The organism is Niallia circulans NBRC 13626 (assembly GCF_001591585.1).
Lineage (GTDB): Bacteria > Bacillota > Bacilli > Bacillales > Cytobacillaceae > Niallia > Niallia circulans.
Window position 1 is genome coordinate 159,106 of the sequence record NZ_BCVE01000010.1, and the last position, 12,494, is coordinate 171,599.

At 37.9% G+C, this 12,494-nt stretch carries 13 protein-coding genes; 6 read left to right on the forward strand and 7 right to left on the reverse strand.

What is annotated here, in order from left to right; translation table 11 throughout:
* Positions 1–89: 89 nt before the first annotated feature.
* The gene (locus BCI01S_RS14350; protein ID WP_061799550.1) at positions 90–647 is read right to left on the reverse strand and encodes a thioredoxin family protein; all 558 of its coding nucleotides are present in this window, start codon (positions 645–647) and stop codon (positions 90–92) included.
* Between the two features lie 165 nt (positions 648–812).
* On the opposite strand from BCI01S_RS14350, the gene BCI01S_RS14355 reads away from it, so the two are divergent.
* A complete protein-coding gene (locus tag BCI01S_RS14355; RefSeq protein ID WP_061799553.1) occupies positions 813–1,877 on the forward strand; it encodes a zinc metalloprotease in 1,065 nt (354 codons plus the stop codon).
* Between the two features lie 294 nt (positions 1,878–2,171).
* Here BCI01S_RS14355 and BCI01S_RS14360 read toward each other — a convergent pair whose 3' ends face one another.
* Complete coding sequence (locus tag BCI01S_RS14360; protein ID WP_047942603.1) at positions 2,172–3,122, reverse strand: nuclease-related domain-containing protein; 951 nt, start codon at positions 3,120–3,122, stop codon at positions 2,172–2,174.
* Between the two features lie 583 nt (positions 3,123–3,705).
* Positions 3,706–4,548 carry an aldo/keto reductase gene (locus BCI01S_RS14365; RefSeq protein WP_047942605.1) on the reverse strand — a complete coding sequence of 281 codons (843 nt, stop codon included), beginning with the start codon at positions 4,546–4,548 and terminating at the stop codon, positions 3,706–3,708.
* Between the two features lie 188 nt (positions 4,549–4,736).
* On the opposite strand from BCI01S_RS14365, the gene BCI01S_RS14370 reads away from it, so the two are divergent.
* Positions 4,737–5,027: an AbrB/MazE/SpoVT family DNA-binding domain-containing protein gene (locus BCI01S_RS14370; protein ID WP_047942606.1), complete on the forward strand. Its 291-nt coding sequence runs from the start codon at positions 4,737–4,739 to the stop codon at positions 5,025–5,027.
* Positions 5,028–5,118: 91 nt separating this feature from the next.
* Here the strand turns inward: BCI01S_RS14370 and BCI01S_RS14375 are convergent, their stop codons facing one another.
* From BCI01S_RS14375 to BCI01S_RS14390, 4 genes are all read right to left on the reverse strand, one after another.
* Positions 5,119–6,216 carry a diguanylate cyclase gene (locus BCI01S_RS14375; protein ID WP_235844510.1) on the reverse strand — a complete coding sequence of 366 codons (1,098 nt, stop codon included), beginning with the start codon at positions 6,214–6,216 and terminating at the stop codon, positions 5,119–5,121.
* A gap of 183 nt (positions 6,217–6,399) precedes the next feature.
* Entirely contained in the window at positions 6,400–6,720 is a 321-nt protein-coding gene (locus tag BCI01S_RS14380; RefSeq protein ID WP_047942607.1) for a YnfA family protein, read from the reverse strand.
* A gap of 53 nt (positions 6,721–6,773) precedes the next feature.
* Positions 6,774–7,244 carry a CBO0543 family protein gene (locus tag BCI01S_RS14385; protein WP_047942608.1) on the reverse strand — a complete coding sequence of 157 codons (471 nt, stop codon included), beginning with the start codon at positions 7,242–7,244 and terminating at the stop codon, positions 6,774–6,776.
* Between the two features lie 65 nt (positions 7,245–7,309).
* A complete protein-coding gene (locus tag BCI01S_RS14390) occupies positions 7,310–7,873 on the reverse strand; it encodes a CBO0543 family protein (protein WP_047942610.1) in 564 nt (187 codons plus the stop codon).
* Between the two features lie 150 nt (positions 7,874–8,023).
* Between BCI01S_RS14390 and BCI01S_RS14395 the strand changes: the two genes are divergently transcribed.
* The 4 genes from BCI01S_RS14395 (at position 8,024) to BCI01S_RS14410 (ending at position 12,085) form a co-directional block, all read left to right on the forward strand.
* Positions 8,024–8,944 carry an HD-GYP domain-containing protein gene (locus tag BCI01S_RS14395; RefSeq protein ID WP_061799555.1) on the forward strand — a complete coding sequence of 307 codons (921 nt, stop codon included), beginning with the start codon at positions 8,024–8,026 and terminating at the stop codon, positions 8,942–8,944.
* Positions 8,945–9,068: 124 nt separating this feature from the next.
* Positions 9,069–9,521, forward strand: coding sequence for a MarR family winged helix-turn-helix transcriptional regulator (locus tag BCI01S_RS14400; protein ID WP_047942612.1), 453 nt, complete (start codon positions 9,069–9,071; stop codon positions 9,519–9,521).
* Positions 9,518–10,168, forward strand: a complete 651-nt coding sequence (locus BCI01S_RS14405; RefSeq protein ID WP_047942613.1) for an HlyD family secretion protein — start codon at positions 9,518–9,520, stop codon at positions 10,166–10,168. Before BCI01S_RS14400 ends, BCI01S_RS14405 begins: the two co-directional genes overlap by 4 nt.
* A 9-nt stretch (positions 10,169–10,177) precedes the next feature.
* A complete protein-coding gene (locus BCI01S_RS14410; protein WP_061799557.1) occupies positions 10,178–12,085 on the forward strand; it encodes a DHA2 family efflux MFS transporter permease subunit in 1,908 nt (635 codons plus the stop codon).
* The last annotated feature ends 409 nt before the right edge of the window (positions 12,086–12,494 follow it).

Below are 12,494 nucleotides of genomic sequence, written 5' to 3' on the forward strand. Positions count from 1 at the left end.
ATGCGATTATATTAATGATTTTAGAGTTCGATGTCAAACAAAAGCTTTTACCAATTAAAAAACAGCCCTCAAATTCAAGGGCTGTCTGCTTATTTAATGATCTCTTGGACTCTGCTCTTAAAGCTATTGTATACATATGTCCAAATAGCTGGCTCCGTGCGATATCTTTTTTGCAGGCTTTCGTAAAACTCTTTTTGTTTTTCCGCAAATGCTGGATCCTCTTTTGCAGGAAGCTTAGCGCGTCCTTCATTAACTATTTCTTGGACTTCTGGTGCACGCGGTCCCCATTTGCCAATTAACTCGCCTTGTTCATTTAAAATAAGCACCATAGGAATTGCTCTGCCGCCGTTTGTTAAATGGCGATCAATTAAATCTGTATCTGCATCTCGCAATGCCACATGCATTGGCAGATCCGCCGCTTCCACTATTTTGCGAAGAACAGGATTAATCACCATCGCATCGCCACACCAATCTTCCGTAATCGTTAGGAAATGCAACTTATGCTTTTTTAATTCTTCTATAAAACTATCTTGCGGTAAAGAGAAGTTGTCATATACTTCATAGCTTTCCTCTTTTAATGTACTCATGTTTTCCATATATGTTTGAATCGTTGTGCCTTCTTCAAAATATTGCTGCTCTGTCTTCATTATGTACACGCTCCTTTTTTATGTAGACCTTCTCTATTATTTTACTATGTCTATGTGTTTCATACTATTTTGACGATTTGGGATAAATTGCTTTTTTTGATAGATGAATGCATAAGGCTTTGTTACAATTATCTTAACAAGATTTCTTAAGATTGGAGTTATGGCATGAAGAAATTTCTTTCAACACTTGGAATGGCTTTGATTGGAGGAGTATTTGGTGGGGCACTTATGCTCGCTCTTTTATCGCAAGAATGGAGTATAACTAATATTCTTATCAGCGTAGTTTGTTTCCTTGCTTTTTATATTATACATATTATTTTACATGAAGGGGGACATCTTATTTTTGGAAAATTGACTGGCTATTCGCTTGTTTCCTTTCGCGTTTTTTCCTGGATGGTTGTTGCCACCAAAGACGGTTTAAAGTGGAAAAAGCTGCATATGCCAGGTACATTAGGCCAATGTTTAATGGCTCCTCCCGAATATGTGAAAGGCAAGTATCCCTTTAAGTTGTATTTATGCGGCGGAGTTATCATAAATTTTCTCAGTAGTTTAGTGGTTGGCGGCATTGCTTGGATTATATATGGGAATGCTTTCCCTATCCCTGTCACTCTATTCGTACTCCTTGGCCTCTTCATTGGAGTAACCAATATTATTCCCTATGGTTTTAATGATGGGATGACGCTAAAAATGGCTTGGAGCAACGAAAAAAAGCAATGGCAGCTATTTAGTCAATTCTATATTAATGCCCAAACTTCCAATGGCGTTTCTTATCAAGAGCTGCCAGAAGAACTATTTGCACTGCCCGATGGCGATGATGGGAAGGATTATTTTTCCCAGTGGGGACTGTGCATGCAACAAGTTCGCGCAATGGACCGCCTCGATTTTGAAGAGGCAAAAAGAATTAATGACATACTGTGGGCAAGGAAAGACGAGTTAATCCCCCTTTTCCGGGTGGAGGTTGCCAAAGAGCGCTTGTTTTTGTTAACTGTACTGGATGGTGACAAGGAAGAAGTCCAATCTATTTATGAGAATAAAGAAGTTAAGCGTTTCTTAACAATCAAACAGATGAGCAATAAACGAATTGCAGCAGCGTATGAAATGTATGTAAATGGCGATCATGATAAAGCAGCTGCGCTTTGCGAAGAAGGCGCTCAGTTGGAGAAGCATAATCCGAATATGACGGATATTGTGCTGGAGAAGCGATTGATGAAGACTTTGTTGGCGGGATGAGTTTTGGTGGGGTGGAATTGAGTTGGGTTGGAGGGTTGGCTGATTTTGGCTCGGGTTTGGCTGATATTTTCCTAGTTTAGCTGATTTCTCCTCTGCTTTGGCTGATATTTTCTCCGTTTGGCTGATTCCAACTCCGCTTTGGCTGATATTTTCCCAGTTTGGCTGATTCCAACCTCCCTTTGGCTGATATTTTCCCAGTTTGGCTGATTCCTCCCCCACTTTTCCCAATAATTAATGGATAATGAGCATAGTTTATTCTCTACTCATCATCCATTCGAATATTTATCCAATTGCTTATGGTTTTTGATACTTTCTTCCTCTATTTTCTCCTATACTTCGCAAATTCATTTTCACTAGCATTTTGGCAGCTGTTTCACGTGAGGATATATTGGCAAAGTTCCGGAATTCTTTATTGGTAATAGTGGCTTTTATTAATAAAAAATAATCGTTCACTGTTTGGTGATGGGCATTTTTATCATATGTGTTGCAGTGAGGGCAGAACCATTTGCGTTTTTGACGTATCATTGCAAATTTTTCACAGGATGGGCATTGTACGCCTGTGATGAGGTCGCTTTGTGGGATTCCATATTTTCTTAGTAGATCAATACTTTCAGGAGTGTTATTTTTCAGGAGATTTTTGGATACTTTGCGGAGGAGCTTCCCTTCTACCACAGTCACTTTATATTTTTGAGAGAGATTGTCCCATTTTTCTATAAAACTATGACTATGAATGACTTTATCTCTGATGGCTGGACTTCCTTTTAATACAGTGGATGAACTACTGAATATTATGATGAATTCGATGGGGATTGGCGGGAGATTGTGCAGTTGAAAGTACTTTTGCAATTGACGTTGATGCCTTTTGGCTTGGGAAATTGGATTAGAATAGCCTTCTACCTTTTCATCTACTTTGCGAATCATCTGATTAAAGTTAGTGTCAATCTCTACTTCTCCATAATAGTTTTTGCATTCAACAATAAGTGCAAATTTTTGCGTGAGGATGAGGTAGTCCATCTGAAAATATGTTTTTCCATCGTAAAGACGAAGATTATGAATGATGAGGCAATCTTTGTCTGGCAAAAATTGAAAGTAATACTTCATATCTTTCTCACCCCGATAGCCTGCTAATAACTTCCTTAAATCTTCCACTACATTTGGTCTCAGCCTATACGTTTCTTTTAATCTTTTGACCAGAATTTCCGTTGTTTTTAATCTATTACTCTTACAAATTTCGTTTATAAACAATTTACCACTTCCTTTCTCTAGTTCATTTATTCTATTTGTTTGCTTGAAAATCCTTTTTGGTGGGGAGAGGGAAATTGGGTTGGCTGATATTTCTTCAGTTTGGCTGATTCCAACCTCCCTTTGGCTGATATTTTCCCAGTTTGGCTGATTTCATCCTTACTTTGGCTGATATTTTCCTAGTTTGGCTGATTCCAACCTCCCTTTGGCTGATATTTTCCCAGTTTGGCTGATTCCACCATTACTTTGGCTGATATTTTCCTAGTTTGGCTGATTCCAACCTCCCTTTGGCTGATATTTTCTCAGGTTGGCTGATTTCATCCTTACTTTGGCTGATATTTTCCTAGTTTGGCTGATTTCATCCTTACTTTGGCTGATATATCTCGCACTCTAGCTGATTCCACCACTACTTCAGCTGATATTCGCCAACTTCATCCAAATTTACTGTCATCTCCGCTGATTTCCTCGCCTGCTTCAGCAAAATCTACCTCAATCCAGCCAATTCCACCCATATTTCAGCCAATTCACACCGAACTTCTCCAACCAACCGCCCCGCTCAGTTCCCCACTCCTTAAGTCAAACTACCTCAAAACTCTTCATACTCAGCTGGATCTTGATCGGCAATGCGGCCGTCAGCTCGGGTTAGGCTGGAAATTTTATTCATTTCGGCATCGTTCAGTTTAAAATCGAATATCTCCAAGTTTTCTTGTTGACGTTCAGGGGAGCTTGATTTTGGGATTGGTAATGCTCCTAGTTGGGTGTGCCATCTAAGGATGACTTGGGATATTGTTTTTCCATGTGCTTCTGCTATTTGTTTAATTGTTTCGTTTTCTAGAACGTTATTTGCGCGGCCGAGTGGGCTCCATGATTCGGTTACGATACCGTTTGCTTTATCGTAGGCCAATTGTTCCTTTTGAGAGAAAAATGGATGGAGCTCTACTTGATTAATGCTTGGCAGTACGCCAGTTTCCTTTTTCAAGCGATCGAGATGCTCTGGCAGGAAGTTACATACGCCGATGGAGCGAATGAGTCCCCATTTTTTGGCGTCAATCAAGGCTTGCCATGCCTCTACATATAAGTCCGTTTTGGGGTTTGGCCAGTGAATTAAAAATAAATCGTAATAATCTAATTTGGTGCGGTATAGGGATTCTTGGATGGTATAGATGGCTTTGTCGTATTGATGATGGCGTCCTGGAAGTTTGGAGGTAATAAATAACTGTTCTCTGCTTACGGTGCTGCGGCGAACTGCTTCTCCAACTGCGCCTTCGTTTTCATAATTGAATGCAGAATCTAGTAACCGATAGCCCATGTTTATTGCTGATGTCATGGCCTGAACCCCAGTTGCTCCTCGTAAATTATAGGTACCAAGACCAATTGCTGGAATAACAAGACCGTCATTAAGCGTGATTTGTGGAATGGTTGTTTGCATGATTATATCCTCCTTCTATGAATTAGAAAAGATTTCCTCTTCAAAAAAAGTATAGTGGAAAGCTTGTAGCTAATTCTAGTGATATGCTTCCAGCAAGTTATCTTTACTTCAAAATATTTCTTCATTTTCCAAGACAGTATGTTAAAATATAGGATATATATTAAAAAATGTATAGGGAGGGAAAAAGTATGAAAAGCACAGGAATTGTTCGTAAAGTGGATGAATTAGGTCGTATTGTTATTCCAAGAGAATTGCGAAGAACATTAGGAATTGAAATTAAAGATCCTTTAGAAATTTTTGTCGAAGGGGAAAAAATTGTCTTCCAAAAATATAAAGCTTTTGAAGAATGTGCCATTACAGGAGAAGTCTCCCCCGATAATATCACGGTTGGTAATGGAAAGCTTGTGTTAAGTAAAGAAGGCGCAGCATTATTAATGAAAGAGTTGGAAACTGTCTTTGCAAGTGAATCACAAAAGTAAACTTTATAATAGGACAATTCCACCTTTTTCTATCACATCGGAATTGTCTTTTTCTTTGGAAAACGACTCATTAAGAAGGACAGTCCCTCACTTAGGAGGAACTGCACGCTACTACATTTCTGCCTAATTTCTTTGCCTTATACAGCATTTGGTCACTCTCTTTTATTAATTCATCTAGTGATTTCCCAGCAGAAAGACCGCCTATTCCAACAGAAACAGTTACTTTCCCATTAGGCTGAGTCTCTTCCCCAAAGAATCGATAATCCTCCACATTTTTTCGAACTCGCTCTGCAATATTTGCAGCTGTCTGCATATTCGTTATTTTGGTAAAGCACATAATAAATTCCTCACCGCCGTATCGGGCAAAAATGTCTTCTTGTCTCATCGTATCATTTAATAGCTGCGCAATTGTACGTAGTACAGCATCACCAGCTGGATGACCATGGATATCGTTATATTTTTTGAAATAATCTACATCCATCATGGCAATGACAATGGGGACATTATTCTGCATTAGCTTTTCAACATTTGTCCGAAAAAAACGAATATTATATAAATCGGTCATACTATCATGTCTTGAATGATATTCTAGTTCTTTTCGTAATAACTGTTTTCTGCTAACACTATTTTGCATAAGAAAAATGCAGAGAACAGCAACGAGTTCAAATACTATAAGTAATATTACTGTCATAAACGAAACATGGGTCGTCTGAAGAATAAAAAATAGCCTTAGGATCTGGTAGCAGAAAAATGCGCTCAGCATATGCTTCATATTTATAATGGAATATGGTGGATTATAAGACTTCTTATCTTGAAAAAAAGCGCCTATTATAAATGGCAGAATAATTGCCTGAAATATCCCATCCATTACAAGGGTGCCTCCAAGCTGATAGCGATATAAAGCTGGTAAGATGGTCGAGATTAATCCATATTTCCATCCCAATAAATAAGAAATATAAAAAATCGGAACACCTCGTAAATCCAATCGCACTTCCCCATAAATTAGTGGCTCCCACATGGCTGCAATACTTAATAGACTAACAAAAATTGGAGTAACCCACATATACTTGAGAATATTTTTATATCGCAAGACAAGATATTCTTTTAACTGCAGTACCAAAAACATAAAAGCAATTATTAATGTCATATTATTCAAAAAAGCATGGAACGTTATTTTAATGTCGATCACCCTATTTTCATGTAATCTCTTGCTGAATAGCGAATGATTATCCACTCTAGTTATAATGGAAACTATTCCAACTTTCCTCCTTTTACTGAAAAGGATGCCAATTTCTAAGGGATTATTTATTTAAGAAGATTTATAGAGGAAGCACTTTAACTATTAGAAAGGAAGCTATCCTAAAACCAGCATTTAATGACGCGGTGCAAAAACCATTATCATCACACCTAATAAACAAATTCCTGCCCCTAACCAGTCATATATATCTGGTGTTTTTCTATCTATCCCCCACCCCCATAATACGGAGAGAATGATAAAGATACCTCCATATGCAGCGTATACTCTACCAAAAGACATAAAAGATTGGAAGGTTGCAATAATACCATATAAAATGAGCGAAATCCCGCCAAAAATTCCCCAATAATAGGGTTTTCCTTCACGAAGCCATTGCCAAATAAGATAGCCTCCACCAATTTCGGCTATGCCGGCGATGATAAATATAAGAATTGTCATGTCAAACCACCTAATTCTAGTATTTCCTTATATTATACCAAATCGAAGGCTGTTTAATGGTCGCTTTCTTTCCTGCTTCTTTTCATTAATTTCACTGTGAATTGATGAAATAATAGGAGCGTGACATAAAGAACTGGATACGTAAATATAGAATATGATTGCTTCCAACCATTTAAATAGAAGGTACCACTCCAAATAAATATCGTTTCAAAGATCATGGCAAAGACGCCCCAGACAAAAACATAGAGTATCTTATTCCTGAGCTTCTTTTTATACGGAAAGCAATTAAGAAAAATAATATTGACCGCAGGATAAATTCCCAGAATATAGATAAAGCTATCCCAGTCAGGCCCTTTTTCAAAGTAACCATAAATATTATATTTCAAACTAAGATAGATATCTGTAAGTAACTGAATTAACATTGCAAATAGTGTTGTTGTCAACATTTCAATAGGAGTTAATCGTTTTGGAATGCTATATGCTATCGTATTAAATAAAAGTACAATAAGGATAAGAACGAGCATGGAATAGACTCCGATCAATAATCTATACTAAATGTTCCTTCTTATCCTTGCCGAAATCAGATAAATTACTCATCTTCTTGCCATTTCATAAATAGTTTTGTAATTAAATATCCACCAATATATAGAAACAAATAAATCAGGAAAATATGAAAAAAGTTAACCCATTTATATGGTTCAAATAACCCCATGCTTGTCAACAATGGTTTAAAGCCAAAACCAAAAATGGCTGCTAAAATGACGGCATATAGATAGAAGTTTTTTTCGTGTTTTAATGTCCATTGAAATACTAGCATAACCGCGACTGGAATAATCGACCCATCTAGCGAAAAGCTTGGTAAGAAAGGAAGCATCTGATATGGATAGGCCCATAACCCAAAGCGAATACCAGTTGCATCTGCATAGAAAAATAACATATGCACGGCGAATCCAAAGAAACCAATGATGAAAATCCGCTTGCGGTCAATGGTAAAATATAAGACGATCAGGGGAACAACTAACATAAGCAGCACCACCCAAAATTGCCATGAATCTATGTTTGAATACAAACTCCAATACTCTTGCGCCTCTTTTGTATATTTTTCTTGAATGGAAACTAATCGATCAAAAAAGGAACGTTGTTGGTCATTCATCTGATCACCTCAGGAATTATTTTCATTTTTGTAGTATGAGCTTTTTTTTAGAAAATATTTCTCCCCTGCAAAGCTTATTAAATTAGAAGAATAGGGAATGCTTCCATTAATAGAGGTTTGTTCGATTAAGATTAGCACTGGAGGTCCGATATGCATCATCGAATTTGGAATAATCCTGCTTATTTTCGTTATCTTTTCTTTATTCTCTTTATCATTAGTATCATTTTAAATCGCTATATTCTGCAAAACCATGATAATTATTTTATTTTATATATATTATGCTCTATTTTTCTGGGACTCGGCTTCTACAATAGCTCTCTTTGGAAGATTGTAATGTTGACATTTCTAGTTGTTGTTTGTAGATTTTTTTTCATTCCAGAGCCACATGCTTCATCTATTCTTACTTTTATTACCTATTTATTAACCTATCTTCTTATCACGTTCATATCCGTTGCCTTTATGTCACGCGTGCAAAGAGTGATGGAAGATAATTTAGCCTTAACAAAAGTACTTTCCAATGCACTCGACTCCCGAGATTCCTATACGATGCACCATTCGAAAAATGTCGCAAAATATGCCATGCAAATTGCCGAAAAAATGAAGCTCCCCCATCATTTATGTGAGGTTATTCATATCGGCGGATTACTGCATGATATTGGAAAAATCGGCATCCCCGAATCTTTATTAACAAAACCAGGAAAGTTAACAGCAACTGAATATGAATTAATAAAAAAACATACAACAAAAGGGTATGAAATCATTAAACATGTTAAGCAATATAAAAATAGTGGGATATTGGATATTGTTTTATATCATCACGAGCGCTTTGACGGAAAAGGTTATCCACAACACTTAAAGGGAGAAGAAATCCCATTGCTCGCTCGTATCGTCGCAGTTGCAGACACCTTTGACGCGATGTCTTCCGGTCGCGTTTATCGAAAAGAAATTCCTTTAGAAGAAATTCTTCACGAAATTAGGCTGAACAAAGGAAAGCAGTTTGATCCAAATGTGGTCGATGCCTTTCTCGCTCTTTTTGAAGAAAAAAACAAACCATTTACAGCTGATTCATAAATTAGTGATTTCCTTAACAAGATCTCAGCAAATCCATTGACTTCTCCAAAAAAATATGCGAAAATCCAATAGTTCGCATACGAACAGTTCTGATAAAAACTATTAGAAAGGGAGAAAAATTCAGATGAACGGGTCGTTAAATAATGAATTAATCCGCTCCTATTCTCGTATTAATAAAGCCTATAACCATCTAGTGCACCTTGATGCGAAGAAATTGGATTTAACAGCCGTGCAGTTAAAAACGCTGTACAGAATTTATTTCTGCCCTAATATCGGCATTGGAGAACTTGCAACAAAACTATCTTTAACCAAAAGCACCGTTAGCGGTGTTATCGATCGACTATCCCAACGACAATTAATTGAACGAACCATTCCTGAAAACAATCGTCGATCGGTCAACATCCAACTAACTGCAGAAGGTCAGCACGTCATGCAGCAATATTTCGCTGGGACTTCTATTCTAGCAGGAAAAGTAAGAGAAGTTATGCAGCTTCCAGAGGAAGACATAAACAAATTACTTGAGCTAAATGAAAAAATACTGACCATATTAAATGAAATTGAGGAGGAACAACCATGAATAGTAAACGCATGATTTTATTAAATATTATCCTATTGATTGTGTTAGTTGGCGGAGGTTTTGCCGGCTATTATTTCTACGACCAATCTGTTTCCTATATCAAAACAGATAATGCTCAAATTGCTGGACAACAAATCAGCATCGCATCACCAGCAACAGGTAAATTAACGGATTGGAAAGGCGAAGCAGGTACTTCTTTTAACAAAAACGAAAAAATCGGTACTGTAGAGGTTGTAACAGAATCAGGTACAACTAAAATGGATATTACTGTTCCAGAAAATAGTACCATTGTTCAATCTAGCGCTGTCCCAAATACATTTGTTGCTGCAGGAACTTCCCTTGCTAAAAGCTATGATTTAGAAAATCTATGGGTAACAGCAAATGTCGATGAAACAGATATTAACAAAGTAAAAGTTGGGCAAGAAGTTGATTTATATGTAGATGCCTACCCAGAGACTGTTTTAACAGGAAAAGTAGACAGCTTAGGACTTGCAACAGCAGGAACATTCTCCCTTCTGCCAAGCAACAACAGCTCAGGAAACTATACAAAAGAAACACAAGTAGTTCCGGTAACAATTTCTATCGATAACTACGGCGGACTAAAACTAATTCCAGGTATGAACGTTTCCGTAAGAATTCATAAGTAGGTGATGGATATGACCACTTACATCACAAGCTATATTATAGGAAGCATCCTCCTTCTGCTGATCATCAATCTTTTTTTACGAAAAAAGAAGACAGTAGCAAAACCGAGCCGCGTTATGGAAGATGCCAAGAAGGAAAATGACACCACGTCATCCCTTACAAAATCAGAGATGGTAAAACAAGAAGAGTCGTCGGATACCATAGAGCATGCAGATGCAATGAAAGAAGACGGTGAAGATGGCGTAGCAGAAGCAATGGAAACAAATGAAGGAATATCCTATGAAAAGGAACGCCTTGCTAATGCTGTCGAATCTAACGAAATAGCGGATGAAGAGGAGCAAGCAGCTGAAGCCAAAGAATCAAAAAAAGCAAAAGCTCCTTATAAACCACTAGAAACGGCCGAAGAAATCAACCGCGGTAAAGTGATTGTTGCCCTCATGCTAGGTGCATTTGTCGCTATTCTGAACCAGACTTTACTAAATGTGGCCATTCCACATATTATGAACGATTTAAATGTATCAACAAGCACCGTCCAATGGCTGTCCACTGGATATATGCTGACAAATGGTGTGTTTATCCCAATCACTCCATTTTTAATCAATAAACTAGGAACACGGAAACTGTTGATTTCAGCAATCTCCGCGTTTACCATCGGATCCATTGTCTGTGCGACCTCTGTTGGATTTTCGATGCTTCTAATTGGGCGTATCATCCAAGCAGCAGGCGCCGGTTTATTAATGCCACTTTTAATGACCGTCTTTTTAATTATTTTCCCGCCCGAAAAGCGCGGAACAGCAATGGGGATTATGGGTGTCGTCATGATTTTCGCACCAGCCATTGGGCCAACTTTATCAGGCTGGTTAATCGGTCATTATTCTTGGAGAGTCTTATTCGAGCTTGTTATTCCAATCGGCATTCTCGATTTAATTATCGCTATTCTGTGGATGAAGGATGTAACAAAAGTATCCAATCCAGTCTTTGATACGATTGGCTTTATCACTTGTACAGTCGGCCTAGGCTCCTTGCTTTATGGTTTCAGCGAAGCAGGAAATAACGGATGGGATAGCAGAGTAGTTGTTCTTTCTCTTGTTATCGGAGTAATTTTCTTATGCCTCTTCGTCTGGAGAGAACTTACAACAGAAGCGCCTATGGTAGACTTACGTGTATTCAAATATAGTATCTTTACTTTAACAACATTAGTAAGCATGATTGTCAATATGGCGATGTTTGCGGCAATGCTGCTTTTACCAATCTATTTGCAGAATATCCGCGGCTTCACTGCCCTCGATTCTGGATTATTAATGCTGCCAGGTGCGATTGTAATGGGAATCATGTCACCAATTTCCGGAAAACTTTTTGACCGCTTTGGGGCAAGACCACTAGCGATAATCGGTTTAATCATTACGGTTCTGACTACATGGGGCTTCACTCAATTAACGATGCAGACATCTTACTCTCATCTCATGATGCTTTATATTTTCCGGATGTTCGGGATGTCATTTATTATGATGACGGTTATGACAGAGGGAATGAACCAGCTCCCATTAAACTTAACGAGTCATGGAACTGCTGTCTCCAATACAGCCAGAACAGTTGCGGGAAGTATTGGTACTGCCTTCTTAATCACAGTCATGACCAATCGTACCGCTTTTCATCTAGATAACTATAACAACATTATCTCGTCTGCCAACCCATATATTGCAGAGAAATTTGCTCAGCTTGGTCAAGGTTTAGCTGGTCTCACAGGACTTCCAACCGGAGCAGGTCAAACCTTAGCAATCTCTACAGTTTATGGAAAAGCAGCTCAAGCATCTACAATCAGTGGAATTAATGACGCTTTTATTGTAGCTACGATTATTGCGAGTGTTGCATTAGTGCTATCATTTTTTATCCGAAGAGCTACTGCAAGTTCGAAATAAAAAATTAAAAATAGGAAAAAATCCCGAAGCAGAAGATGGTGCTTCGGGATTTTATTGTAAAGATTGGATTTTTGAAAAAGAAAACTTGTTTATAAAGAAATGTCACAAGATAGAAAGTTAATTTTTTAGCAATGTTGTCATTAATATGCTGAAATAGAGTAGATAATCAGCAAAAATAACGATTTTTTTCAACCAAACTTTCCAGATATCAGCCAAAGGGAGAGCGGAATGAGCCAAACTGGGGAAATATCAGCCAAAGCAGAGGTGGAATCAGCCAAACTGAGAAAATATCAGCCAAAGTAAGGGTGGAATCAGCCAAACTGAGAAAATATCAGCCAAAGCAGAGGTGGAATCAGCCAAACTGAGAAAATATCAGCCAAAGTAAGGGTGGAATCAGCCAAACTGAGGG

What these genes read in the sequence shown, in the direction of transcription:
- BCI01S_RS14350 (WP_061799550.1), bottom strand. Translation starts at nt 647, where the DNA reads ATGAAGACAGAGCAGCAATATTTTGAAGAAGGCACAACGATTCAAACA.
- BCI01S_RS14355 (WP_061799553.1), top strand. Translation starts at nt 813, where the DNA reads ATGAAGAAATTTCTTTCAACACTTGGAATGGCTTTGATTGGAGGAGTA.
- BCI01S_RS14365 (WP_047942605.1), bottom strand. Translation starts at nt 4,548, where the DNA reads ATGCAAACAACCATTCCACAAATCACGCTTAATGACGGTCTTGTTATT.
- BCI01S_RS14370 (WP_047942606.1), top strand. Translation starts at nt 4,737, where the DNA reads ATGAAAAGCACAGGAATTGTTCGTAAAGTGGATGAATTAGGTCGTATT.
- BCI01S_RS14380 (WP_047942607.1), bottom strand. Translation starts at nt 6,720, where the DNA reads ATGACAATTCTTATATTTATCATCGCCGGCATAGCCGAAATTGGTGGA.
- BCI01S_RS14385 (WP_047942608.1), bottom strand. Translation starts at nt 7,244, where the DNA reads ATGCTCGTTCTTATCCTTATTGTACTTTTATTTAATACGATAGCATAT.
- BCI01S_RS14390 (WP_047942610.1), bottom strand. Translation starts at nt 7,873, where the DNA reads ATGAATGACCAACAACGTTCCTTTTTTGATCGATTAGTTTCCATTCAA.
- BCI01S_RS14395 (WP_061799555.1), top strand. Translation starts at nt 8,024, where the DNA reads ATGCATCATCGAATTTGGAATAATCCTGCTTATTTTCGTTATCTTTTC.
- BCI01S_RS14400 (WP_047942612.1), top strand. Translation starts at nt 9,069, where the DNA reads ATGAACGGGTCGTTAAATAATGAATTAATCCGCTCCTATTCTCGTATT.
- BCI01S_RS14405 (WP_047942613.1), top strand. Translation starts at nt 9,518, where the DNA reads ATGAATAGTAAACGCATGATTTTATTAAATATTATCCTATTGATTGTG.
- BCI01S_RS14410 (WP_061799557.1), top strand. Translation starts at nt 10,178, where the DNA reads ATGACCACTTACATCACAAGCTATATTATAGGAAGCATCCTCCTTCTG.